The sequence below is a fragment of the Bacillus sp. F9_6S_D1_P_5 genome (assembly GCF_054823925.1).
In genome coordinates this window covers 220,865-244,060 of sequence record NZ_JBTREW010000006.1, presented here as the reverse complement: position 1 = coordinate 244,060, position 23,196 = coordinate 220,865, and the positions used below count along the sequence as shown (strand labels likewise).

Here is a 23,196-nt window from a genome sequence, read left to right as displayed (position 1 = left end):
CTGTCCAAATGCAAGCTTACCTCACCGCTGCTTGTCAAAACATGAAAAAAATAGCCCTCCATCTAACCAAAAAGGGGTTAGTGGTGGGCTATTTTCTAAATTCTATGATTTTATATTGTTTTCTTTCACTAAAATCAAAAAAGATTCCGGAGTGTTGGGAACCCCTTCAGGGTTTCCCAACACTCTGGAAATAAAAACGAGTGCATCAAGTATGATGCACTCGTTTTTATTTTATTCAATGATTTGGAATTCTTTTAATTCTTTTTCAACATTTTGTAGGAGTTGTTCGCTTTTTTGAAGTACATTCGTTGGGAAAGTCTCACCATCACCATATTCAACGCCGTGAGGATAATAATGTTTGCCTAATAAGGGAGGAAGTAGCTTTATTTCAGCATGTCTACTACCAACGTCACCTTCAACAGCTAAACCTTGTACGCGTAAATAATAAACATCGTTTAATATTTCGAATTTATAATCGTATGTAACTCGTTCATAATCCCATTGTCCAGCAAGTACAAAATGGTTTTTCTCCATAATCTCTGTTAATAGTGTTAAATCAACGACTACCCCATTAAATTTCGTATTTGTAAATTGCATATAATACCTCCTTGTTTAATGTTACATTATTATTTTTATAATAGTATGAATAATAAGAAAGTGCAATTCATATTGAGAGAAAAGGGATAATCCAGACTTTTTTTGTGAAAATATGATATAGTGAAAAGAGTACGGTACACACAAAAAAGGAAAGAAAAGGATTTGTGTATATCTCAATTTTATGTTTTGTGCAGGAGGTATATCGATTGAAGAAATTATTGCGTATCGTAATGATTACAGTTTTAATTTTAGCTGTTGATTTATACGGGAAATTACTCGTTTCACAATATATATTAACCCCATCTCAATCAAAGCAAGAAAATAAAATTGTGAAAAAGAAAAAGCAAGTAAATGAAGACTCTTCAAATACGGTTTTAAATATGATTGGCGGGGACTCTGAAAATTTATTAGCAAAATGGGGAGAACCTTCTCGAATAGAGCCGTCTGCTTACGGATACGAATGGTGGGTGTACAGTCAAGATTTAGCTCAGTATGTTCAATTTGGTGTTGCTGAACGTAAAGTTGTAACGGCGTATGTTGCGGGTGAGCAAGTTAAAGTACCGCCTTATTATATAAATGAAAAGTATGAAGATGTGTATAAAAAGAATCCACTCTCTCATGAGATTTCGTTAAAAAGAGGGAAGAATAGTTATCAATTTGAGTTATCTGATACCGAAGTGATGGAACAACCATTAATACCTGTAGAAGATGGCTGGGCACAATTATATTTTGATCATTTTACACATGAGCTTGTTGGTGTTCGGTATATGGATGACGAAACGTTATTACGACAAAGACCGTATCAGCTTGTTTATTCAGGTGAATTACTAGCAGAACAACCATTAACTCCAGAGAAAATGAAACAAATAGAGAATGGAAATATGCAACAAATTTTTGATTTAACAAATATTATTCGAAGTCGTCATGAGTTGCCATTATTAACATGGGATCAACAAACGGCAGATGTGGCTATTGGTCATAGTAAAGACATGAAAGATAATAATTACTTTTCACACGATTCACCTACACTAGGTACGTTAGGAGATCGCCTGCAGCGCGGAAAAGTAGGATTTCAACTTGCGGGTGAGAATATAGCTGCGCAACATAGTGATGGAATTGCGGCGGTGCAAGGTTGGTTAAATAGTGAAGGTCATAGAAAGAATTTGTTAAATGAACAATTTACAGGGTTAGGTGTCGGGGTATACGATAAATTTTACACACAAAACTTTATTCGAAAATAAAGTGGAGTTTAAGTAGAGGGATGTACATCTCTCGGCTATTTACCCGTATTGTAGGTGGGAATGTTACCGCATGCAATTAATAGGATAAAAAGGTGCATGAATCGTCTGAAAATAGGCGAACCATGCGCCTTTTTTTTCTTATTATATAGTAGATATACATGAAGAGGTGAGGATTATGCCGACAACAAAAGGACCGTTACATCCATCGGTTCAACAGTTTAAAGAGTTTGTAAACCATCACCCTAAAATGGTTCATGAAGTTAGAAGTGGTCATAAAACTTGGCAACAGTTTTATGAAGAATGGTATTTACTTGGTGAAGAAGATCCGATATGGGCAACTTTTAGACCGGATGGAGCACCTGCTTTTTCTTCAGTAAAAGAAAAGAAAAAAGAAAAAAGAAAAGAAAAAGATACTCGAACTGAAGAGGATAAAACTGCTGATGTGATGGGACAAATGCTTTCTTTCTTTAAAAAGCTAGACGTGGAACAAATGCAACATCATTTAGCAAATGTGACGAGAGCTATCGGTAGTGTGCAACAAGCTTTTCAACAATTTCAAGGGAAGCCCGCGCAGCAAGAAGAGAGTACTTCCGAAAATAATCCATTTTTCTTTCAGAAGGATTAGGGGGAAAGCGGATGAGAGCAGAAATTATGGAGTTTATAAAGGATGATGAGGATTTATCTCGCTATATTAGGGAGCAACCGTACTGGTATAGAAAACTAACAAGAAACCCTGAAGAAAAAGAGGCGTTTGAGTTAGCGGCTATGCAACATTTCAAAAAAACGATACCAGATAAAGTTGAGAAATTCCAAAATCAATTGGCAGTTGCCTCCATTATGATCGATATGTTTCAGTATATGAAGCAGCAAAATACAACATAATTGGAAGGGAAAACTATGTCCGTCATGCAGAACTTTTGATACAATAGAAGCGGATTATTTAAAAAGGAGTTGCAGCATGAGCATGACGGAAATTTGTTTAGTACGACATGGACAAACTGATTGGAATTTTCAAGAGATTATTCAGGGACGTGAAGATATTCCGCTGAATGAAGTGGGGAAGAAGCAAGCGAGTCAAAGTGCAGCTGCTTTGCAAGCGGAGGCATGGGATGTAATTATTAGTAGCCCGTTAATTAGAGCGCACGAAACAGCTAAGGAAATTGCAGGGGCAACTGGATTACAAACAATTTTATTAGATGAGCGATTTGTTGAACGTAATTTTGGTGAAGCTTCTGGGAAGCCGGTTGCGACTGTTAGGGAATTAATTGCAGCAGGGGAAGTAGAAGGTATGGAGCAAGATGAAGAGATTGTAGCTCGTTGTTTTGCTGCTGTAAAAGATGTTGCAGAGGCTCATTCTGGCAAACGTATTATCATTGTAGCCCATTCACATGCGATAAAAGCAATTCTACATGCAATTGCCCCGGAAGATATTTCGTTTAAGACACCGTTAAAAAATGCATGTATTAGCTATGTGAACGAAAATAGTGGGAAATGGGATGTTCTTAAATATAATATTGCAGAACATATTAATGTATAAATTTGTGTGGACATTATATAAAAATAGTTAGAATGATATCTTTCTGTTTAGTGAGACACTTCAATTAGTAGTTCTATTCTAAATGTGGTATGATGAATACTCGGAGGTGTCACTCATGATTGTAGCGACGCTGGAAAGCGTATTAATATTAGATAAGGCAGAGCAGCTTGCAAAAGCGATTATCTGTTCAGATATAGCAGAAGATTATCGTAAGTGTTATAAAGAATTACATGAAGATATGGAAGTTCAGACGTTGATTCAGCAATTTACAGCGATGAAAGAACGATATGAGGAAGTGCAACGTTTCGGTAAATACCATCCTGACTATACTTTCGTTTCGACGAAAATGAGGGAGTTAAAACGTTCTGTAGACTTACATGATAAGATTGCAGCTTTTAAACGAGTAGAAACGGCTTTACAAAAGTTGTTAGATGAAGTTAGTGTAGCAATCGGTTCTGAGGTGTCCTCTTCCATCAAAGTTCCAACAGGAAATCCATTTTTCGATGCTGGTGGCTGTGGTGGCGGTTGTGGTACTGGCGGGGGTTGCGGCTGTAAAACGGGGTAAATCACCCCGTTTTTTAGAAGATAGAAGAAAACGTATACAGAGTTTGTCCTGTAATGTCATAAATTTCTGATTGGTTTTCATAAAATATAAAATATATGTTTTTAAAAGGAGAAGATGGAGAAGATTATGTTCGGGCAACGACAAAGTATGATTGTTTATTTACATTCATTGAAACATGCCAAGATTTTAAGGAAATATGGTAACATACATTACATATCAAAACGCTTAAAATATGCAGTAGTATATTGTGATATGGAACAAATTGAGCATATGATGCAAAAGTTGAACAAACTTCCTTTTGTGAAAAAGATAGAACAGTCGTACCGCCCGTATTTAAAAACGGAATTTGAAAATTCTCGTCCTGATCGGGCAAAAGAATACGATTATAGTTAATAGAAAAAATCCCCTGCTAATTTTAGCGGGGGATTTTTTTACTTGAAATAAAGTGTTATTTCATTGGAGGAATGAAATTATTCATTCGTAAAATACCAATTAAATGATTGAAAAACAGTTCTTTTTCTGGAAAAGTTGTGGATGGTTTTACTGTAAATGTAGTCACTTTTTTTCCTAGTTGTTCTGCCGTTTCTTCAAATAATAGGACACGTTTACTTTTTTTATTTTCAAGTACAGGAATGCCTTCACGACATATGTATAATGGCTGGAAGTCACCAGTAGTAGTTGGTTTTAATATTACAACAAGTGAGCACACTTTTTTTTCATTTTTAATCGTTTCAAACTGTAACATATGTGTTATACGTTCTTGATTTGCTTTGGCAATTTCAAGTAATTCATATAAATCAGAGTAGCCTTCTCCGAGTTCTATAAAGCGTTGAATCATATTTTTTCCTCCTCTTTCTTTTACTGTATCATCTCACTTTTTAAATGAAAAGTAGACAACGAAAAAAAACCCTGCAAAGCAGGGCCCTTCTTATACTAGCATGTACTAGTAAGAAGGCAAAGGGAGAGGAGAAACCGGAGGAAGAACTTATGGGGAAACGTAAGTCTTCTCCGCGGTTGGCAACAACATCGAAGGTGATGTTGTTATAATTATTTATGTCCAATCTAAATGAAGATATACATCATGAAATTAAATTTTATGTTGGGCTTTTTATTTTTCTTTTTTTTATTTTATGATAGGATAAAAAAGATAAAGTGAAACGAATAGTTCGTGTTAGCGAATGGTGAGATGAATACATAAAAATGCAGAGCAGTTATTTTAAACTAAGTTCTTCTATTGTTCGTTGAAAGATGAATGGAATCGTATAGTTTGGTAGCGGTTACCGAATGGAGAAGGGTTTTCTATAATTGCTCGATAGATTGAAATAAAGGTAGTGACAACAGATGAGAGTAGTTTCAGGAAAATGTAAAGGACACCCACTTAAAGCAGTGCCGGGTAATACAACACGTCCAACGACAGATAAAGTAAAAGAATCGATTTTTAATATGATAGGCCCTTATTTTGATGGCGGTATCGCGCTGGATTTATTTGGCGGTAGTGGTGGTCTTGGGATCGAGGCTATAAGTAGAGGGATTGATAAAGCAATCTTTGTTGATCGAGATAATAAAGCGATAAAGGTAATCCATCAAAATTTAGAAAGTTGTAGAATACAGGAACAAGCTGAAGTATATCGAAATGATGCAGAACGTGCGGTAAAGGCTCTTATAAAACGCGAAATAGCATTCGATCTTATATTAATTGATCCTCCATATAAAGATCAAAAAATTGTATCTTTAATTAGTGTGATGGATCAACATGGATTGTTACATAGAGATGGATTAATTATGTCAGAGCATGGTAATGATGTAGTTTTACCTGAGTCTATAGGAAGACTTGTAAAAGTGCGAGCTGAGAACTACGGCATTACAGCAATATCGATCTATAAGTATGAAGGTGAGGGGACAGAATGACTAGTATAGCTATTTCTTCGGGAAGTTTTGATCCAATTACCCTTGGGCATCTGGATATTATTAAAAGGGGAGCAAAAGTATTTGACGAGGTATACGTAGTAGTTTTAAACAACTCGTCAAAAAAACCGTTCTTTTCAGTTGAAGAGCGTTTAGAATTAATTCGAGAAGCAACAAAGGAAATCCCGAATGTAAAAGTAGATTCACATAGTGGACTATTAGTGGAGTATGCGAAAATGCGTAATGCAAATGCAATTTTACGTGGGTTACGAGCGGTTTCTGATTTTGAATATGAGATGCAAATTACTTCTATGAATCGAAAATTAGATGAAAACATTGAAACCTTTTTTATTATGACAAATAACCAATATTCATTTTTAAGCTCGAGCATCGTGAAAGAAGTTGCGAGATATGGCGGAAGTGTAGTAGATCTTGTACCTCCTGTTGTAGAACGTGCTTTAAAAGAAAAGTTTCAAACCCCGTTAAAGTGAACGGGGTTTTTCTTTGTTGCTACGAAAAAATAATAAAATAACATATACATATAAACAAAATAAAGTAAATATCGGTCCATAGTGTATAAAAGATGTCCAAAATTCATGCAGTATAGAAGAAGAATTGGAAAAAAATACGGGAATATCTTTTTGCATAGATGAAAAAGAGCTTACTTTTTCATAAAATGGTTTCCAAAATATAAAGGTAAAAATAGGAGCGAGAATACTTTGGATAATTCGTGCGAAAAAATAGGGTTTAAATCGTATGTCTGTTTCAGCTAATATGCTAGCGACTTGTGCCTGAATAGAAAGGCCGCTAAATGCTAAAATAAAGCTTGTTACCATCGCTTGCTGCAGGAGGGGTGTTTCATTTATTTGACTAATCATTTGGCTCCCGAGTGTCATTTCGAAAATGCCTGATAATATCGGAATACTAAATTCGGTAGTTAGTTGGAAGAATGATAAAATATGTTGCATAATAAAAGAAAGAGCTGCTGTAATATGAAATACAGCAATCATTTTATTTAAAACAGAGAATAAAATAATAAATCCACCGATCATAAGTAGTGTTTGAATAGAAGAAACGATAGCGTCCCCAAGTAATTTTCCTATTGGTCTTTTTTCTTGCATACGTGTTTCGTGTAGGATTGAAAATGGGTTTTGAAAAGGGCGTTTTTTAGTAGTATGTTTATCATGCGTAGAAATGTTGTTATTGCCGTAAAATCGCATCAGTAACCCGACGAAAAAGTTACTTACATAATGTGCAGCAGCTAATACGATTCCTAATTTCGGATTATTGAAAAAACCGATAGAAACAGCTCCAAAAATAAAAAGTGGATTGGATGAGTTTGTAAAAGATACGAGGCGCTCTGCTTCGATTTGTGTTAGTTGATTACTTTTACGCAGTCTAGCGCTTAATTTGGCGCCAGCGGGGAATCCTGAAGCCATTCCCATTGCCCAAACAAATCCGCCTATCCCTGGCACGCGGAAAAGTGGTCGCATAAGTGGTTCTAATATAACGCCTATAAATTTTACAACACCAATACTAATGAGAAGTTCGGCAATGATGAAAAACGGTAAAAGTGAAGGGAATACAACTTCCCACCATATATTTAACCCTCGAATGGAAGCTTGCAAAGCAGCTTGGGGGTGGAGTACAAGAGAAAAGGTTAAAAACAGTGTTGATATGGTAAGGAAAGCGGTTTTCCATTTTTCATACATGTAAGTAAATCCCCCTTTGTCCCAAAAAACGTTCATTTCAGTATACGTGGATACGTAGTGAATTTAGACCATAAGTATGAAAAAGGAATGAAAAAAATTAAAGGGTGAGAAAAATGAAAGAACCGAAAATTGGTTTAGCACTTGGATCTGGGGGTGCAAAAGGGTTTGCCCATATTGGTGTTATAAAAGTTTTAAGGGAAAATGGTATACCGATTCATATGATTGCAGGGAGTAGTATGGGGGCTTTAGTAGGTACATTTTATGCAGCTAGCTCTAACGTTGAAAGACTATACAAACTGGCAAATGTTTTTAAAAGGAAATATTATTTAGATTTTACGGTTCCGAAAATGGGATTTATTGCTGGAAAACGTGTCAAAGATATGATTAAAATGTTTACATATAATAAAAATTTAGAAGAGTTAGATATCCCGACGGCTGTTGTGGCTACTGACATTTTGAAGGGGGAAAAAGTAGTTTTTACAAGTGGTCCTGTTGCAGAGGCGGTGAGAGCTAGCATATCTGTACCTGGAGTGTTTGTACCAGAGAAAATAGATGGGAGACTATTGGTGGATGGCGGAGTGATTGATCGTATTCCAGTATCGGTTGTGAAAGAGTTAGGTGCCGATATTATCATTGCTGTTGATGTATCCCCGATTAAAGTAAATGGTGAGGTTACGTCTATTTATGATGTGATTATGCAGAGTATTGAAATTATGCAACATGAGCTTGTGATGAATCGGCAAATTGCATCGGATTTAATGATGCGACCAGCTGTAGAACAATTTAGTTCCCGTGCTTTTACAAACATTGAAGACATTATTCGAGTTGGAGAAGTAGAAGCGGAAAAACATGTTGAAAATATTCATTTATTAATTGAGCAGTGGAAGGAGAAACATAATGTTTAAGCGTTTTCGGTTTATATATGCAATTTTAATAGGGGTTATATTGGCGATGTTACTTGTTTACGTACGTTTACCGTATTATATAACAAAACCAGGAATGGCTGCCAAATTAGAGCCTTACGTTCAAGTTGAAGGGGGAACGAAAGAATCTGGTGATTTTATGCTTGTTACGGTTTCGATGGGACCAGCAAATGTGGTGAATTTAATAGCCGCACAGTTTAATAAATATACACATATTTCAAAAGCGGAAGAAATATTGCAAAAAGGTGAAAGTGATGAAGAATATCAATTTCGCCAAAATTATGCGATGAAAGATTCGCAAAATGCAGCGATCTATAATGCTTACAAACGTGCAAATCGTACGGTTTCATTTGAAAATAAAGGTGTATTGGTTGCAGGCGTAGCGAAAGGGATGCCGTCAGAAGGTAAGTTTAAACTTGGCGATGTTATTATAGCTGTCGACGGAAAAACATTTGAAAAGACGGAGCAATTTATTGAATACATGACAGGGAAAAAAGAAGGAGATACAGTAAGTATTGAGTACAAGAGGAATGGAAAACAGTTAAAAGAAAACTTAAATGTAAAGACCATTCCGAATGGAAATGGGCGTGTTGGTATAGGTGTTTCTATCGTTACGGAAAGAGAATTAGTGGTAGATCCGAAAGTGAAAATTGATTCTCATGAAATAGGCGGACCATCAGCAGGTCTAATGTTTACATTAGAAATATATAATCAACTGGTGGAAGAGGATTTAACAAGGGGTCATGAAATAGCTGGAACAGGTACGATTAATGAAAAGGGAGAAATTGGCCCGATTGGCGGTATTCAGCAAAAAGTGGTCGCTGCAAGTGATGCTGGTGCTGAAGTGTTCTTTGCACCAAATGAAAAAGGTGCTGAGAAATCGAATTATAAAGATGCACTTGAGGCTGCTAAAGATATTAAAACAAAAATGAAAGTTGTGCCAGTTGATACGCTGGAAGATGCATTAATGTATTTGGAAAAAATGGGCGAGAAAAAATAAACCTCTCTGAAAAAGAGAGGTTTTTTATAGAAATTTTGAGGTTGTTTCATCATAACGAATTGGATGATGTGTTGCATCTTGTTTTAGTAGTTGTGTTCGTAACGGTTCTTGCATGATGGAGTAATATACAGAATTGGCTTTTCGCTCTATATGTAAAGTAGGATGGTCAAATGTTTTTGTATGGGTAAGGATTGGAAGTTCCATTTTTTTCTTGTTTTTTGAAAGATAAGTTTGTCCTTTTCGTGACATGCCTAGTAGACGGATGTACGGTGCATGCAACTCTATATTTGCGTTATGTATTTCTTCTTTTGTTGTATTCGTTAAAATGTGTGTACAAGCTCTTTGTAATCTAGTCCACGTATAACGCTTCGTTTTTAATGATTCCATGAATGAATGGAAGGAGGAATTGGTTTGTATTTTTGATAAAATACGATGCTCTAAACCTTCTTCAATTTCATATATATGTCGTAAGTCGTCTGGAGACATCGTCATAAGTTTGTATTTAAAAAATGAAAAGTATTGTTCCCAATTATGTAATGTCCCGTAGTTTTGCTTATAACTTGCTAAAAGAGAAGCGGTCGCTTTTGGGATAAAAGGCTCAATTTCTGTAAAGGAACTATTTTCGCTAAAAAGTTGTTTGCGAATACTTGTTGCGCTTGCAATATGTTGGTCGTTAAAAGTTTCATCGTGATAATGAGATGCAAATCTTTTTATCGTTTGTGCTTGCATAGAACTATTTTGCGTCAAAATTGCTTTCATGTATTGGAAGCCTAAAATGTTATTCGGTTGTGACATGTCTATGTTTTTTTCAGAAGGTAAAATGTGTCGGAAAGCTTCAGATGTAGCTTTTGCGTAACTATTACCTGCGTTCATAAATTGCTTTACAAGACGATTATAAGTCTCTTCTTCATTTTTTTGCACAGAGATGGTGTTATAAAAATTTTCGATTTGTCCATCTTCACTACCGAAACAAATTTCAGAAACGTGTAGTGCGTTTAAAATAGATATAGCGCCATTTGCAAAGGTTTCAGCCTTTTGTGTTGAAAAGGCGTACGGAAGCTCTACAACGAGGTCTACACCGCATGCTAAGGCCATTTTGGTACGATACCATTTGGATGCGAGTGCCGGCTCGCCACGTTGTAAAAAAGGGCCACTCATAACAGCTATTGTAATATCAGCGTGTGTTAACTTTTTTGTTTGTTGCACATGATAATCATGACCGTTATGAAAAGGGTTGTATTCAACGACAATACCACTGGCTTTTATGGTAATCTCTCCTTTCGATGTAGCATCTTTTTGAAAAACGTGATACTCTATATAATATTTACTATGATGACTTCATTATAGTGTAAAGAAAAAACATTGACAAATATAAAATGGCTAGCTATAATTTTGTTTGTTGCCTTGAGGTGATATGATATGAAATGGTCCATCCATCAATTGAATAAATTGAGAAATAAAGGATTGACATTGGATGAGATGGTAGATGTAAGTGAGCTAAAAGAGGTCGAGAAAGATATTCGTGAAATTAATCCTGTTCATGTAACAGGAAGAGTTGATTTTGGCTCCGGTAAGTTTACGTTCCATCTACATATAACTGGAAGCATGGTTTTACCATGTTCTCGCTCTTTAGTAGATGTGACATTACCATTTGACATTAAAACAACTGAGGTGTTCCAAACTTCACAAGAAGAATTTGAAACTGAAGCTGAAATTCATTGTTTAGAAGGAGAAGTACTTGACTTACTGCCCGTAATCAAGGAAAATATACTTTTGGAGATTCCAATGCAAATTTTCAGTGATGATGTTTCTGGTGGAGCACCGATGCAAGGTCAAGACTGGCAAGTGATTTCGGAAGAAAACAAAGAAAAGACTGTTGATCCAAGATTAGCAGGACTTGCAAAGTTTTTTGACAAATAACTCGGAAGACTGGTTCAGGCCTTCATATGAAAATAACTATTTCTTTTAAGGAGGTGGGAAGAATGGCTGTACCTTTTAGAAGAACTTCTAAAACAGTAAAAAGAAAGCGTCGTACGCATTTCAAATTATCAGTACCTGGTATGGTAGAGTGCCCAAGCTGTGGTGAAGCGAAATTAGCTCACCGTGTATGTAAAGCATGCGGTACTTACAAAGGTAAAGAAGTAATCAGCAAGTAATTGCGGGAAATAAACGTAGAAGATATCTTCTACGTTTATTTTTTTGTCTTATTCTTCATTTGATGTATTCTATCTTTTCTAGTAACTGCATATGTTTAATAAAAAATGCATAGGGAGGACTAGAGAGATGGCGACAACAAGACAAGATGCTTGGACTGATGATGAAGATTTGCTTCTGGCAGAAGTAGTACTCCGGCATATTCGAGAAGGCGGAACGCAATTATCTGCCTTTAAAGAAGTGGGAAGACATTTATCTCGTACACCGGCAGCATGTGGCTTTAGATGGAATTCTTACGTTAGAAAGCAATACAAAGAACGTATTGAAGAAGCGAAGCAACTGCGTAAAGTGGAAAATTATGAAGTGAAAGAGACGAAGGTATTAGAGCCTACGTCAATTACATTGAATGATGTTATTGATTTCTTGCAAAATTATAAAGATGAAAACTCTTTAATGGTGTTGCAACAGCAAATTGAATCGTTACAAACAGAGAAAGAGAGTCTTTTGGAACGATTATCAGTATATGAGGAAGAATATAGAACATTGCTTGATTATATCGATCAAAAAAGAAGTGTAATGGTAGCAGAAAGAAATAGCGCTCGTTCGAATGGGAAATTAGAGAAGTTAAAGAAATAAAAAAACAGCTGCTATGTAGCTGTTTTTTTATTTCTTATGCAGACTCTTCGTTTGTAACCGTATTCAAATTTGTTTCTGGGTTCCAAACGTAAAAATCACCATCAGGTACTGATACAGGCTGGAAATTTAATTTATCCCAAAAACCAGCTGAATGGATACGTGCGATCGTTTTAATTGGGAACTGCAGCCCTTTCGCATAATTTACAAGCATTTCTCCGAATCCTTGTTTTTGGAAAGTTGGTAACACTTCAAGTTTATAGAGTTCTAGGTAAGTACCTGTAATTTCGAATGGTTCCCCGCCGTTCCTTTTCATGTATAGACTCATACGTGCAATGAGTGATCCGCCGTAATAAATACCGTAAAATGGAGATTCACTATCGTTTTCAATAATGTTCGCTTGTAATTCTTCTAACATGGATAGTTCTTGAGCTCCGCAACCTTTAAATTTTTTAAACTCGTCTAATGTTTTATAATTGATGAGCAAGCGCTCAACTTTTGGGAATCCCATAACATCACATCCTTTTCTTGTCTCGTTGAATGCAGAAAAGTAAAAATATTTATAATAATATTATAACTCATTTTTTTATTTTTATGAAGATGATAGTATATTTCTTTTATTATTTTTTTGAGGATTTGCTAAACTAAGAGTAGGAGCATATTAATAAGTAGTATATACATATTGGAAGAAGAGGTGGCATTTGTTCATCTTTAGTTAATTATGATCTCGTATCAATTGGGTGTTTGCGGGATAAAAAGGGGAGGGGAAAAAGGGACTTATGTATCGTGTTCAAATGAGTTCCTTGTGTGATAATGAAAATCGGAGTTGTGGGACCAGGAGCTATCGGTCTATTATATGCATTTTATTTACAAAAAAGTAATCAAGATGTTACGTTGTTTACAAGGACAGCTAAGCAGGCTGACGAATTGAATATAACGGGTGTAACTTGTATTAGGGAGGGGAAACGCGAAACGGTATTCCCACCGGTTTTACCAATAGAAAGTATGTTAGACAAGCAGCTAGACTATATATTTATTGCTGTTAAACAATATCATATAACTGACATACTACCTTTTGTGCGAGGGAAATCCTCATTAATCTTTTTGCAAAACGGAATGTCACATCTTCATGCTATGCAGAAAATAGAGAATGAAAATATTGCAGTTGGAATTGTAGAGCATGGTGCAAAAAAAGAAGAAATACATACCGTTTATCATACTGGGATAGGTGTAACGAAGTTTGGAATTGTGCACGGCCGGTCTATACATTTTGAAAAAATGTTTAACTGCTTTCCTTTTCCTCATTTTCCGATTCAAATAGAAGAGGATTGGAAGGATGTTATGCACAAAAAATTAGTGGTTAATGTATGTATCAATCCATTAACAGCATTATTACAAGTCAAGAACGGAGATTTGATTACGAATCCATTTTTTTATCAGATGATGGAGCAAGTATTTCACGAAGTCGTTTTTCTTGTTAAAGAAGAAAAAGAAATGGTATGGGAACTGGTACGTCACGTATGTGAAAGAACGTCTCATAATACATCATCTATGCTGGCAGATGTAAGAGCGAATAGACAAACGGAAATTGGTGCGATTGTTGGGTATGTATTAGAAGAAGCTAAGAAACAGCGAAGATCCGTTCCGACACTTCAATTTTTGTTTGATGCAATAAAAGGATTAGAAGTAAAAGTATAAGTGTAATTCTTTGCTTTTACGTGCAACATTGACTACAATGTGGATTGGTGAGAGAACAGGATACGAAAGGAAGAATTATATGGAGATAAAAGAAATCTCTGTTCCGCAACAAGGTGTTGTAGCGGACTATATGAACGGTAAAAAAGAGATACAGTCGTGTTTTGATTATATGTTAACAGAAGATGCTTTTAAACAGCGTGTACAAGATTTGCGCGAGAGGGAGTTTTTCCGCCAAGATTTAGTAGCGCATTTATTAGAATATAATACAAAATTACAAGCGGGAGAAGCTACACTTCAAAATGTAAAAGCGCTTGGAGATGAAAATACATATGTTGTAATAGCTGGGCAACAAGCTGGGTTATTAACAGGGCCACTTTACACGATTCATAAAATTATTTCAGTTTTACAGCTTGCGAAGGAAAAGGAAGAAAGTTTAGGTGTTAAAGTTGTTCCTGTTTTCTGGATTGCTGGTGAAGACCATGATATGGATGAAATTAATCATACTTTTGTAACGAAGAATAAAAAAATAAAAAAGACTATTTTTCATGATCGTAATCCGAAAAAGGCGAGTGCTTCAGAGTCCGAACTTTCTTTGGAAGACTGTAGAAAGTGGATTGAAGAAATTTTTAAAACATACCCTGAAACGAATTTTACAAAGGATGTACTGCAATTTATTGATGATTCTTTGGGAAAATCAAATACGTATGTAGATTTCTTTGGCCATCTTATTATGAAAATGTTCGTGAATTCTGGTTTAATTCTTGTCGATTCGCATCATCCTGAATTAAGAAAATTAGAAGTTCCGTTTTTTAAACAAATTGTAGGAAAGTATAAAGACGTACAAGAGGGGCTTCATAACCAACAGGAAGCAATTAAAGAATTAGGATATAAACCAATTATTGAAACGAAGTCTAATGCAGTACATATATTCATGGAAATTGATAATGAGCGAGTGCTACTTGAAGACAATCAAGGTAAGTTTGTTGGGAAGGATGGAGCGTATTCCTTTTCGTATGAGGAATTGATTGATGAGATGGAAAGAAGCCCGGAGCGCTTTAGTAATAATGTTGTAACGCGCCCTCTTATGCAAGAGTATGTATTTCCTACATTGGCGTTTATTGGAGGTCCAGGAGAATTAGCTTACTGGAGTGAATTACAACAAGTCTTCCATACTATCGGTTTCCGAATGCCGCCTGTCGTTCCGCGTATAACAATCACTTATATAGAGAGGGATATAGCGACAGATTTGCATGATTTACAATTGCAAGAAAGTGATCCGTTTTTAAATAAAGTAGATAAGTTGCGCGATGATTGGTTGTCTAATCAAATAGAGGAACCGATAGATGACCGATTTGTAGAGGCGAAAAAAGAAATAATTGATATTCATACGTCATTACAACAATTTGTGAAGAAAATAGATCCTGGGTTAAGTGCATTTGCAGGGAAAAATGAATTCAAAATTAATGAACAAATTGAACTGCTGGAAAGAATGTTGAAGAGAAATGTTGAGAAAAAACATGAAGTGCAACTAAATAAATTCCGTCGTATACAATTTGCACTCCGCCCATCAGGAGCGCCGCAAGAGCGTGTGTGGAATGTATGTTACTATTTAAATCAGTACGGTTTAGATTTCGTTGATCGTGTAATGGAAAAATCATTTTCTTGGAACGGAAAACATCATGTTATAAAACTATAGAATCTTGCTCTTAGGAGCAGGATTTTATTTTTGTCTCGTTGAATTTACTGTGAAGTGAAATTTTTCTGAATTATCAATTTTAAAATAGTGAATATCGTAATTATGCAGGATACTTAAATATATGACAAAATAGCACAAAATGTAAACGTATTATTATCTTTTTCGACAGTTTTTTATTTAAATTCCCGCAAAAGATGATAAAATTTAGTATATAATAAAAGAAAATAGCGATTTGTATAGTATGCTGCCTTTGTAGGCAAGTTAAATGAGTCGTTCTTTCATAGTATTTCGTTTTCTAATCGTGAATTATGCGTTTAGAGGAGGAGATACATTCAACATAATTAATTGGAAAAAGAGTAGGTGCAACAATGTTTAAACACGTAACAGTGCTTTTGAAGGAAACAGTAGACGGCTTAGATATAAAGCCAGATGGTACATATGTAGATTGTACACTGGGGGGAGGAGGACATAGTTCTTATTTATTATCCCAACTAACTGAAGGCGGAAGATTAATCGCGTTTGATCAAGATGAGATAGCGATTCAAAATGCGAAAGAAAAATTCTCTTCATACGGTGAGCAATTCATAACAGTAAAGAGTAATTTCCGTTATTTATCTGAAAAACTACAGGAATTAGGTATAACAGAAGTAGACGGTATTTTATTTGATTTAGGTGTTTCATCCCCACAATTAGATACACCAGAGCGTGGCTTTAGTTACCATCATGATGCACCGTTAGATATGCGAATGGATCAGGATGCCCCGTTAACAGCATATGATGTTGTAAATAGCTGGTCATATGAACAACTTGTAAGAATTTTCTTCCAGTATGGTGAAGAGAAATTTTCAAAACAAATAGCAAGAAAAATTGAAGCGTATCGTGAGAATAAAGCTATTGAAACGACAGGGGAATTAGTAGAGCTAATTAAAGAGGGTATTCCAGCTCCTGCTCGTAGAACGGGTGGACATCCTGCGAAGCGAGTGTTCCAAGCAATCCGTATTGCAGTAAATGATGAATTGAAAGTATTTGAAGAAGCGTTGGAATCTGCAATTGAAATGGTCAAGCCAGGCGGAAGAGTTAGTGTTATAACATTCCATTCTTTAGAAGACCGTATTTGTAAAACGACGTTTAAGCGAAATAGTACAACTCCACAATTGCCACCAGGATTACCAATTATTCCTGATGAATTTAAGCCGAAACTAAAGCTTATTACGAGAAAACCGATTTTACCTTCTGATATTGAGTTAGAAGAAAATAATCGAGCGCGTTCTGCGAAATTGAGAATCGCTGAAAAAAGATAAAAAGGGGAGAGAGGTATGAGTAACTTAGCTGTAAAGTACAAACAACAAGCGCAAGAAGAGGTTCAGATTCAAACGCCCCCACAGCAGATGGTTCAGCCAAAAGCTAAAGCGAAGATTACAAGAATCGAAAAACTGTTGTATGTAGCGTTTATTGGCTTTTTATTGTATGCCTGTGTAGCGTTTATTGGAAATAAAGCAGGTCTTTATCAAGTTAATGTAGAAGCTGCGACGATAGAACAAAAAATTGTACAGCAGCAAAAAGAAAATCAAGAATTACAAGCTGAAGTAGAGAAGTTAAGTCGTTATGAACGCATCTCTGAAGTTGCAAAAAAACACGGGCTAGAAATTAATGCGAATAATGTGAAAGGCCTCAAATAAGGCAATAGGTGTGAAGGGAAAATGAAGAGAACTATGACTAAATTTCATACCAATAAGGGAGCAGGGTATTTTATGATTTTATTCCTCCTGCTCTTTTTGCTGTTATTAGCCCGATTTTTTTACATACAAGCAACTGGAACAGTGCATAATCAGGATTTAGATAAACTCGCTCAGCAAAAACATGGTAAAACAGGAGTTCTGGAAGCGAATCGCGGGACGATTTATGATCAAAACGGCCATGTATTAGCGCAAGATGCAAACTCTTATAAACTTGTAGCGGAATTAAAAGGTGCGAAGCCGGTTAAGGATAAAGAGGATACTGCAAAGAAAATTGCGGGAGTACTCGGAACAGATGAAGAGAAGATTTTAGCCACGTTAAATAAAGAAGGTAGAAGTCAAGTAGAATTTGGAAAAATAGGTAAGGGCTTGACGAAAGAACAGAAAGATCAAATAGAAGCTTTAAAATTGCCAGGTATATCTTTTATTACTGAAAATGCAAGAGTATATCCAAACGGTGATTTCGCATCTTATGTCGTAGGTCATGCGAGACCTGATGATAAAGGGATTGCTACAGGGCGATTTGGTTTAGAACAGAGTTTGGATAAGTATTTAGGAGCTTCTAACGGAAAAGTAGCTTATACAGGCGATCGTAAAGGTGTGTCTCTTGACGGCGGGAAAGTGAATGTAGAGGCACCTAAAAATGGAGATAATGTATATTTAACGCTTGACCAGCGTATTCAAAGTTATTTAGAAGACGCGATGAAAGAAGCGAGTAAACATTATGAACCAGAAAGCTTAATAGCAATTGTTGCGGATCCAAAAACAGGGAAAATATTAGGGATGTCTAGTAAGCCCAGTTATGATCCGAACCAAGAGAATAATAAGTATTTTTATAATGATGCAATTGCAAATGCATTTGAACCTGGATCAACAATGAAAATATTCACGCTAGCAGCAGCTATTAATGAAGGTGTGTATAAGGGACAAGATTATTATCAGTCTGGTACATATCAAGTCGGAAACAGAAAAATAAAAGATCATAACGGTGGTGCTGGATGGGGATCTATCACGTTCGATGAAGGGGTAGAGCGTTCTTCCAACGTAGCGTTTGCGATTTTAGGGGATCAAAAACTTGGCCCAGAACGTTTCCGAAAATATATTCATAGTTTTGGATTAGATGAAAAAACGAACATTGATTTACCTGGTGAAGGGTCAAATACAATTATATTCGATCAGCAAATACAGCAAGTAACAACAGCTTTTGGACAAGGTTCTACTGTAACGCCAATCCAGCTTGTGCAAGCTGCAACAGCTATTGCAAATGATGGGAAAATGATGAAGCCTTATACAATTGATAAAATTGTAGATCCAATAACAGGCGAAGTAAAATTAGAACATAAGCCAGAAGAAGTAGGGAAACCTGTTACGAAAGCAACAGCGGCGCAAGTAAGACAGTTATTAGAACGTGTTGTTACATCGCCTAAAGGAACGGGAACTGCCTATAAAGTCGATGGATATTCAGTTGGTGGTAAAACAGGAACAGCGCAAATTCCAGATGGAAAAGGTGGCTATATGACAGGAAGAGAGAATTACATATTCTCGTTCTTAGGTATGGCACCTATGGATGACCCACAACTTGTTGTATATGTAGCTGTTAAACAACCGAAGTTGAAAGATGATGAGAGTGGCGCACAACCTTTAGCTGATATTTTTAAATATGTAACGAAGAATAGTTTAGAGTATTTAAAGATTAAGCCTAATGAAGTGAAAGATCCGAAGAAATATGTGAAAGAGCAGCAAACTGCTGTTCCAGATGTAACCGGAAAAACGATGGAAGAAGCGAAAAAAGCTATTGAGAAAGCAAAACTTCGTCCAATCGTATTAGGTGAAGGGAAAGTACAACAACAAGTCCCGAAAGCGACTGAACAAACATTGAAGGGTGACCGAGTCTTTTTAGTGGGGGATAAACCTACAATGCCAAATATACAAGGTTGGGCGCTTCGCGATGTTATGAATTTAGCAAAAACATTAAAGCTTAACCTAAAACCTAATGGTACAGGATACGTAACTGAACAAAGTGTGCCGGAAGGAACATTGTTGCAACCTGGTACAGAGTTAGGTGTAACACTTGTACCGCCACTTGAACCACAACAAGAAGCAGAAAAGCCAAGTTCTAATTAAATAAGTACAAGCATATATTGGAACAAGCTAGGCGTAAGGGAGGCTTGTTCCAATATGCGTGTATCAAATGTAACAGTTAGAAAAAGACTTATTTTTATACTCATATCAGGTATACTTATTTTCACTATCATCGATATTCGTCTTGGATATGTACAATTTTTTCTTGGAAATATGTTAACGGATCGTGCGAAAGATTCATGGAGTCGTAATATTACTTTTGAACCTGAACGTGGGAAGATTTTAGACCGAAATGGTGTGGAACTTGCTACGAATAAAAGTGCTCCAACTGTCTTTGTTGTACCGAGGCAAATTGAAAAACCAGCAGAGACTGCAGAGAAGTTAGCTGCAGTATTAGGTGTGGAAAAAGATGAGGTTTACAAGAGAATTACAAAAAAAGAATCAATTGTAAGGTTAGATAAAGGCGGAAGGAAAATATCACATGATAAAGCGAAAGAGGTACGAGGATTAAGTTTGAAAGGTGTATATATCGCAGAAGACTCTATCCGGTACTATCCATTTGGTAACTTTTTATCGCACGTATTAGGGTTTGCTGGTAGTGATAACCAAGGTCTTATGGGGCTAGAAAAATATTATGATAAAGAGCTAAATGGTGATGAAGGCCATGTGCGTTTTTTTGCAGATGCAAAAGGACAAAGGATGCCTAATGTTGGCGATGATTTCAAAAAACCAGAAGCTGGTTTGAATTTAGGTTTAACAATTGATGCGCGTATTAATAGAATTATGGAAAGAGAAATGAATATTGCAGAGTCGACATATAATCCAGATGGTATGATTGCGATTGCGATGAATCCGAAAAATGGTGAAATTTTAGGTATGTCGAGTCGGCCGAGTTTTGATCCGGCAGATTTTCAAAGTGTTTCTCCAGAAGTGTACAATAGAAATTTACCAGTATGGAGTACGTATGAGCCTGGTTCAACATTTAAGATCATTACGTTAGCTGCAGCTTTGAATGAAAATTTAGTAGACTTAGAGAAAGATACGTTTTATGATGATGGAGCAGCTGAAGTTGGTGGAGCAAGATTGAAATGCTGGAAAGCAGGAGGCCACGGTAGCCAAACGTTTTTAGAAGTAGTTCAAAACTCTTGTAACCCAGGATTTATTGAGCTGGGTGATCGCCTTGGTAAAGACCGATTGTTTAAATACATTCGTAATTTCGGCTTTGGACAGAAGACCGGAATTGATCTGCAAGGTGAAGGTAGTGGGATTTTATTTAACTTAGATAAAGTCGGTCCAGTCGAGCAAGCAACAACTTCATTCGGTCAAGGTGTTTCTGTTACGCCAATCCAGCAAGTAGCGGCAGTAGCAGCGGCTGTAAATGGTGGAACTTTATATCAACCGTATATAGCTAAGGAATTTATTGATCCGAAAAACAATCAAGTTGTAAGCAAAAAGACACCTGTAGAAAAAAGAAAAGTTATTTCCAAGGAAACTTCAGAAAAAGTTCGGTATGCATTGGAGAATGTTGTAGCAAAAGGATCTGGTAAAGGTGCTTTCATTGATGGGTATCGTGTAGGTGGAAAAACAGGTACGGCTCAAAAAGTGAAAGATGGTAAATATTTAGAGAATAATTATATTGTATCTTTTATCGGTTTTGCTCCAGCAGATGATCCGGAAATTGTCGTTTATGTTGCTGTTGATAATCCGAAAGGTGTAACGCAATTCGGTGGAGTAGTAGCAGCTCCAATTGTTGGGAATATTCTTAGGGATGCACTTCCTGTTATGGGAGTGAAACCGAGAACAGAACAAGTTGAGAGAGAATATAAATGGGGCGATATACCAACTGTGGAGGTTCCGAATTTAATTGGTATGAAAAAGAAAGACTTACAGACGCAGCTCGTCGATTTGAAGCTTGATATAAGTGGAGACGGAGAGAAGGTCATTAAACAGTCCCCAGAAGCAGGAGCTAAAGTGAAAGAAGGCTCAAAAATTAGAATTTACTTCGGGAATTAAAGGTAACCTAGTACGTTTTATGGTACAATTGGTGGAAGTGAGTTCTCTATAGAAGAGTTACTTAATTTGAGACCGTAAGAGTTTCAATTATAAATAAGTCTATTTATTAGACACAGTAGCACTTACCTCCTATTTTACTTAATTAGGAGGTAACGTGTTGCTTATTAAAAAAGAGATAAATACACAATGTAGAGAGGGTTTAGTGAAATGAAGTTGCATACACTTGTATCATGTTTGCATGATTTTCCAGTTGTTCCAAAAGAAAATCCAGAAATCACATCTATAGAAGCTGATTCACGTAAAGTGAAAGAAGGAAGCTTATTTGTATGTATGAAAGGGTATACGGTTGATAGCCATGATTTTGCTAAGCAAGCAGCGGCACAAGGAGCGGCTGCTATTGTTGCGGAAAGACCAATTGATGTTGACGTTCCAGTTGTACTTGTGAAAAACACTTTTCGTTCGTTAGCGATTTTAGCTGATTATTTTTATGGTCAACCAACACACAAGTTACATTTAATCGGAATTACAGGTACAAATGGAAAGACAACAACATCGCATATTATGGATGAGATTATGCGCGCACATGGTCATAAAACGGGGCTAATTGGAACGATTAATATGAAAATCGGTGATGAAACATTTGAGGTGAAAAATACAACGCCAGATGCACTAACACTTCAACAAACATTTTCAAAAATGGTTGAATACGGTGTGGATAGCACAGTAATGGAAGTTTCGTCACATGCTTTAGATCTTGGTCGTGTACACGGATGTGATTACGATGTAGCAGTGTTTACAAATTTAACACAAGATCATTTAGACTATCATAATACGATGGAAGAATATAAACATGCAAAAGGGTTGTTATTTGCACAACTTGGCAATAGTTATAATCATAATCGTGAAAAGTACGCGGTACTGAATAACGATGATGCTGTAACAGAGGAATATATGAGAAGTACTGCAGCAACTGTTGTAACATATGGAATTGATACAACAAGTGATATTATGGCCAAAGATATCGTTATGACGAGTGGTGGAACTACATTTACGCTTGTAACACCGTATGAAAGTGTAAATGTTACGATGAAATTGATTGGGAAATTTAATGTATATAACGTACTAGCGGCAACAGCGGCAGGACTTGTTTCTGGTGTAAGTTTAGAAACAATCCTTGATGTGATAAAGAAACTAGCTGGAGTTCCAGGACGTTTTGAAGTGGTTGATGGTGGACAGAATTATACAGTTATTGTTGACTATGCTCATACACCAGATAGTTTGGAAAATGTATTAAAAACAGCAAAGCAATTTGCAAAAGGTGATGTATATTGTATCGTCGGTTGTGGCGGCGATAGAGATCGAACGAAGAGACCGATCATGGCAAGTGTTGCAACAAAATATGCAACTCACGCAATTTATACGTCAGATAATCCAAGAAGTGAAGAACCAGGGGCTATATTAGATGATATGGTACAGGGTGCAAATGGGAATAATTATGAAGTAATTATTGATAGAAAAGAAGCGATATACCATGCAATTGCTAACGCGAAAGCTGAAGATATCATCATTATTGCTGGTAAGGGTCATGAAACGTATCAAATTATTGGTAAAGACGTTCATCATTTTGACGATCGTGAAGTCGCTAAAGAAGCAATTACAGAGCGTTTAAACAACGAAGAGTAACAACGTGAGAGGAGGACTACA

Annotated in this window: 26 protein-coding genes; 21 read left to right on the top strand and 5 right to left on the bottom strand. The window is 36.3% G+C overall.

Features of this window, described 5'->3' with window-relative positions; genetic code table 11:
* The coding region (locus ACUXEY_RS10235) for a hypothetical protein (RefSeq protein WP_461300600.1) at positions 1-194 on the top strand (194 nt) is incomplete at its 5' end.
* 37 nt (positions 195-231) lie between these two features.
* Here ACUXEY_RS10235 and ACUXEY_RS10230 read toward each other — a convergent pair.
* On the bottom strand, positions 232-597 hold the full coding sequence (locus tag ACUXEY_RS10230) for a YugN family protein (protein ID WP_461300598.1): 366 nt from the start codon (positions 595-597) through the stop codon (positions 232-234).
* Positions 598-803: 206 nt separating this feature from the next.
* Between ACUXEY_RS10230 and ACUXEY_RS10225 the strand changes: the two genes are divergently transcribed.
* The 6 genes from ACUXEY_RS10225 (at position 804) to ACUXEY_RS10200 (ending at position 4,333) form a co-directional block, all read left to right on the top strand.
* Positions 804-1,838 (top strand): CAP domain-containing protein, encoded by a 1,035-nt coding sequence (locus tag ACUXEY_RS10225; protein ID WP_166701977.1) that lies wholly within the window; start codon positions 804-806, stop codon positions 1,836-1,838.
* 175 nt (positions 1,839-2,013) lie between these two features.
* Positions 2,014-2,463 carry a spore coat protein YlbD gene (gene ylbD / locus ACUXEY_RS10220; protein ID WP_461300597.1) on the top strand — a complete coding sequence of 150 codons (450 nt, stop codon included), beginning with the start codon at positions 2,014-2,016 and terminating at the stop codon, positions 2,461-2,463.
* Between the two features lie 11 nt (positions 2,464-2,474).
* Entirely contained in the window at positions 2,475-2,720 is a 246-nt protein-coding gene (locus ACUXEY_RS10215) for a YlbE-like family protein (protein ID WP_461300596.1), read from the top strand.
* 82 nt (positions 2,721-2,802) lie between these two features.
* The gene (locus ACUXEY_RS10210; protein WP_166702117.1) at positions 2,803-3,375 is read left to right on the top strand and encodes a histidine phosphatase family protein; all 573 of its coding nucleotides are present in this window, start codon (positions 2,803-2,805) and stop codon (positions 3,373-3,375) included.
* A 115-nt stretch (positions 3,376-3,490) separates the two neighbouring features.
* Complete coding sequence (locus tag ACUXEY_RS10205) at positions 3,491-3,940, top strand: YlbF/YmcA family competence regulator (protein WP_166701979.1); 450 nt, start codon at positions 3,491-3,493, stop codon at positions 3,938-3,940.
* A 126-nt stretch (positions 3,941-4,066) separates the two neighbouring features.
* Entirely contained in the window at positions 4,067-4,333 is a 267-nt protein-coding gene (locus tag ACUXEY_RS10200; protein ID WP_002080814.1) for a YlbG family protein, read from the top strand.
* A gap of 55 nt (positions 4,334-4,388) precedes the next feature.
* Here the strand turns inward: ACUXEY_RS10200 and ACUXEY_RS10195 are convergent, their stop codons facing one another.
* Complete coding sequence (locus ACUXEY_RS10195) at positions 4,389-4,778, bottom strand: DUF7147 family protein (RefSeq protein ID WP_000616013.1); 390 nt, start codon at positions 4,776-4,778, stop codon at positions 4,389-4,391.
* A gap of 503 nt (positions 4,779-5,281) precedes the next feature.
* Between ACUXEY_RS10195 and rsmD the strand changes: the two genes are divergently transcribed.
* Positions 5,282-5,848 (top strand): 16S rRNA (guanine(966)-N(2))-methyltransferase RsmD, encoded by a 567-nt coding sequence (gene rsmD / locus ACUXEY_RS10190; RefSeq protein ID WP_166701980.1) that lies wholly within the window; start codon positions 5,282-5,284, stop codon positions 5,846-5,848.
* Positions 5,845-6,336 (top strand): pantetheine-phosphate adenylyltransferase, encoded by a 492-nt coding sequence (gene coaD, locus ACUXEY_RS10185; protein WP_166701981.1) that lies wholly within the window; start codon positions 5,845-5,847, stop codon positions 6,334-6,336. The genes rsmD and coaD overlap by 4 nt, the downstream gene beginning before the upstream one ends.
* Here coaD and ylbJ read toward each other — a convergent pair.
* Positions 6,328-7,557 carry a sporulation integral membrane protein YlbJ gene (gene ylbJ / locus ACUXEY_RS10180; RefSeq protein WP_461300595.1) on the bottom strand — a complete coding sequence of 410 codons (1,230 nt, stop codon included), beginning with the start codon at positions 7,555-7,557 and terminating at the stop codon, positions 6,328-6,330. The genes coaD and ylbJ overlap by 9 nt on opposite strands.
* A gap of 113 nt (positions 7,558-7,670) precedes the next feature.
* On the opposite strand from ylbJ, the gene ACUXEY_RS10175 reads away from it, so the two are divergent.
* Together ACUXEY_RS10175 and ACUXEY_RS10170 are read left to right on the top strand one after the other, a co-directional pair.
* Entirely contained in the window at positions 7,671-8,462 is a 792-nt protein-coding gene (locus ACUXEY_RS10175; protein ID WP_166701983.1) for a patatin-like phospholipase family protein, read from the top strand.
* A complete protein-coding gene (locus ACUXEY_RS10170) occupies positions 8,455-9,480 on the top strand; it encodes a SepM family pheromone-processing serine protease (protein WP_461300594.1) in 1,026 nt (341 codons plus the stop codon). Before ACUXEY_RS10175 ends, ACUXEY_RS10170 begins: the two co-directional genes overlap by 8 nt.
* Before the next feature lie 24 nt (positions 9,481-9,504).
* Here ACUXEY_RS10170 and ACUXEY_RS10165 read toward each other — a convergent pair whose 3' ends face one another.
* Complete coding sequence (locus ACUXEY_RS10165; RefSeq protein ID WP_461300599.1) at positions 9,505-10,746, bottom strand: nucleotidyltransferase; 1,242 nt, start codon at positions 10,744-10,746, stop codon at positions 9,505-9,507.
* A 153-nt stretch (positions 10,747-10,899) separates the two neighbouring features.
* On the opposite strand from ACUXEY_RS10165, the gene ACUXEY_RS10160 reads away from it, so the two are divergent.
* From ACUXEY_RS10160 to ACUXEY_RS10150, 3 genes are all read left to right on the top strand, one after another.
* The gene (locus ACUXEY_RS10160) at positions 10,900-11,400 is read left to right on the top strand and encodes a YceD family protein (protein WP_000872144.1); all 501 of its coding nucleotides are present in this window, start codon (positions 10,900-10,902) and stop codon (positions 11,398-11,400) included.
* A 62-nt stretch (positions 11,401-11,462) separates the two neighbouring features.
* A complete protein-coding gene (gene rpmF, locus ACUXEY_RS10155; protein ID WP_001984764.1) occupies positions 11,463-11,636 on the top strand; it encodes a 50S ribosomal protein L32 in 174 nt (57 codons plus the stop codon).
* A gap of 127 nt (positions 11,637-11,763) precedes the next feature.
* Positions 11,764-12,270, top strand: a complete 507-nt coding sequence (locus ACUXEY_RS10150) for an RsfA family transcriptional regulator (RefSeq protein ID WP_087958559.1) — start codon at positions 11,764-11,766, stop codon at positions 12,268-12,270.
* A gap of 34 nt (positions 12,271-12,304) precedes the next feature.
* On the opposite strand, the gene ACUXEY_RS10145 is transcribed toward ACUXEY_RS10150, so the two are convergent.
* The gene (locus ACUXEY_RS10145; RefSeq protein WP_000506704.1) at positions 12,305-12,778 is read right to left on the bottom strand and encodes an N-acetyltransferase; all 474 of its coding nucleotides are present in this window, start codon (positions 12,776-12,778) and stop codon (positions 12,305-12,307) included.
* Between the two features lie 302 nt (positions 12,779-13,080).
* On the opposite strand from ACUXEY_RS10145, the gene panE reads away from it, so the two are divergent.
* From panE to murE, 7 genes are all read left to right on the top strand, one after another.
* Positions 13,081-13,965, top strand: a complete 885-nt coding sequence (gene panE, locus ACUXEY_RS10140) for a 2-dehydropantoate 2-reductase (RefSeq protein ID WP_432207161.1) — start codon at positions 13,081-13,083, stop codon at positions 13,963-13,965.
* A gap of 79 nt (positions 13,966-14,044) precedes the next feature.
* The gene (bshC, locus tag ACUXEY_RS10135) at positions 14,045-15,661 is read left to right on the top strand and encodes a bacillithiol biosynthesis cysteine-adding enzyme BshC (RefSeq protein WP_461300593.1); all 1,617 of its coding nucleotides are present in this window, start codon (positions 14,045-14,047) and stop codon (positions 15,659-15,661) included.
* Positions 15,662-16,029: 368 nt separating this feature from the next.
* On the top strand, positions 16,030-16,962 hold the full coding sequence (gene rsmH, locus ACUXEY_RS10130) for a 16S rRNA (cytosine(1402)-N(4))-methyltransferase RsmH (protein WP_166701987.1): 933 nt from the start codon (positions 16,030-16,032) through the stop codon (positions 16,960-16,962).
* A 15-nt stretch (positions 16,963-16,977) separates the two neighbouring features.
* On the top strand, positions 16,978-17,340 hold the full coding sequence (ftsL, locus tag ACUXEY_RS10125; protein WP_000067082.1) for a cell division protein FtsL: 363 nt from the start codon (positions 16,978-16,980) through the stop codon (positions 17,338-17,340).
* 21 nt (positions 17,341-17,361) lie between these two features.
* Entirely contained in the window at positions 17,362-19,521 is a 2,160-nt protein-coding gene (locus ACUXEY_RS10120; RefSeq protein ID WP_461300592.1) for a penicillin-binding protein, read from the top strand.
* Positions 19,522-19,575: 54 nt separating this feature from the next.
* On the top strand, positions 19,576-21,492 hold the full coding sequence (locus ACUXEY_RS10115; RefSeq protein WP_461300591.1) for a stage V sporulation protein D: 1,917 nt from the start codon (positions 19,576-19,578) through the stop codon (positions 21,490-21,492).
* Between the two features lie 207 nt (positions 21,493-21,699).
* On the top strand, positions 21,700-23,175 hold the full coding sequence (gene murE / locus ACUXEY_RS10110; RefSeq protein WP_461300590.1) for a UDP-N-acetylmuramoyl-L-alanyl-D-glutamate--2,6-diaminopimelate ligase: 1,476 nt from the start codon (positions 21,700-21,702) through the stop codon (positions 23,173-23,175).
* The last annotated feature ends 21 nt before the right edge of the window (positions 23,176-23,196 follow it).

Excerpts from the sequence above, each read along its gene's own strand:
- ACUXEY_RS10230 (WP_461300598.1), bottom strand. The coding sequence starts at position 597 with ATGCAATTTACAAATACGAAATTTAATGGGGTAGTCGTTGATTTAACA.
- ylbD (WP_461300597.1), top strand. The coding sequence starts at position 2,014 with ATGCCGACAACAAAAGGACCGTTACATCCATCGGTTCAACAGTTTAAA.
- ACUXEY_RS10215 (WP_461300596.1), top strand. The coding sequence starts at position 2,475 with ATGAGAGCAGAAATTATGGAGTTTATAAAGGATGATGAGGATTTATCT.
- ACUXEY_RS10210 (WP_166702117.1), top strand. The coding sequence starts at position 2,803 with ATGACGGAAATTTGTTTAGTACGACATGGACAAACTGATTGGAATTTT.
- ACUXEY_RS10205 (WP_166701979.1), top strand. The coding sequence starts at position 3,491 with ATGATTGTAGCGACGCTGGAAAGCGTATTAATATTAGATAAGGCAGAG.
- ACUXEY_RS10200 (WP_002080814.1), top strand. The coding sequence starts at position 4,067 with ATGTTCGGGCAACGACAAAGTATGATTGTTTATTTACATTCATTGAAA.
- ACUXEY_RS10195 (WP_000616013.1), bottom strand. The coding sequence starts at position 4,778 with ATGATTCAACGCTTTATAGAACTCGGAGAAGGCTACTCTGATTTATAT.
- rsmD (WP_166701980.1), top strand. The coding sequence starts at position 5,282 with ATGAGAGTAGTTTCAGGAAAATGTAAAGGACACCCACTTAAAGCAGTG.
- coaD (WP_166701981.1), top strand. The coding sequence starts at position 5,845 with ATGACTAGTATAGCTATTTCTTCGGGAAGTTTTGATCCAATTACCCTT.
- ylbJ (WP_461300595.1), bottom strand. The coding sequence starts at position 7,557 with ATGTATGAAAAATGGAAAACCGCTTTCCTTACCATATCAACACTGTTT.
- ACUXEY_RS10175 (WP_166701983.1), top strand. The coding sequence starts at position 7,671 with ATGAAAGAACCGAAAATTGGTTTAGCACTTGGATCTGGGGGTGCAAAA.
- ACUXEY_RS10170 (WP_461300594.1), top strand. The coding sequence starts at position 8,455 with ATGTTTAAGCGTTTTCGGTTTATATATGCAATTTTAATAGGGGTTATA.
- ACUXEY_RS10160 (WP_000872144.1), top strand. The coding sequence starts at position 10,900 with ATGAAATGGTCCATCCATCAATTGAATAAATTGAGAAATAAAGGATTG.
- rpmF (WP_001984764.1), top strand. The coding sequence starts at position 11,463 with ATGGCTGTACCTTTTAGAAGAACTTCTAAAACAGTAAAAAGAAAGCGT.
- ACUXEY_RS10150 (WP_087958559.1), top strand. The coding sequence starts at position 11,764 with ATGGCGACAACAAGACAAGATGCTTGGACTGATGATGAAGATTTGCTT.
- ACUXEY_RS10145 (WP_000506704.1), bottom strand. The coding sequence starts at position 12,778 with ATGGGATTCCCAAAAGTTGAGCGCTTGCTCATCAATTATAAAACATTA.
- panE (WP_432207161.1), top strand. The coding sequence starts at position 13,081 with ATGAAAATCGGAGTTGTGGGACCAGGAGCTATCGGTCTATTATATGCA.
- bshC (WP_461300593.1), top strand. The coding sequence starts at position 14,045 with ATGGAGATAAAAGAAATCTCTGTTCCGCAACAAGGTGTTGTAGCGGAC.
- rsmH (WP_166701987.1), top strand. The coding sequence starts at position 16,030 with ATGTTTAAACACGTAACAGTGCTTTTGAAGGAAACAGTAGACGGCTTA.
- ftsL (WP_000067082.1), top strand. The coding sequence starts at position 16,978 with ATGAGTAACTTAGCTGTAAAGTACAAACAACAAGCGCAAGAAGAGGTT.
- ACUXEY_RS10120 (WP_461300592.1), top strand. The coding sequence starts at position 17,362 with ATGAAGAGAACTATGACTAAATTTCATACCAATAAGGGAGCAGGGTAT.
- ACUXEY_RS10115 (WP_461300591.1), top strand. The coding sequence starts at position 19,576 with ATGCGTGTATCAAATGTAACAGTTAGAAAAAGACTTATTTTTATACTC.
- murE (WP_461300590.1), top strand. The coding sequence starts at position 21,700 with ATGAAGTTGCATACACTTGTATCATGTTTGCATGATTTTCCAGTTGTT.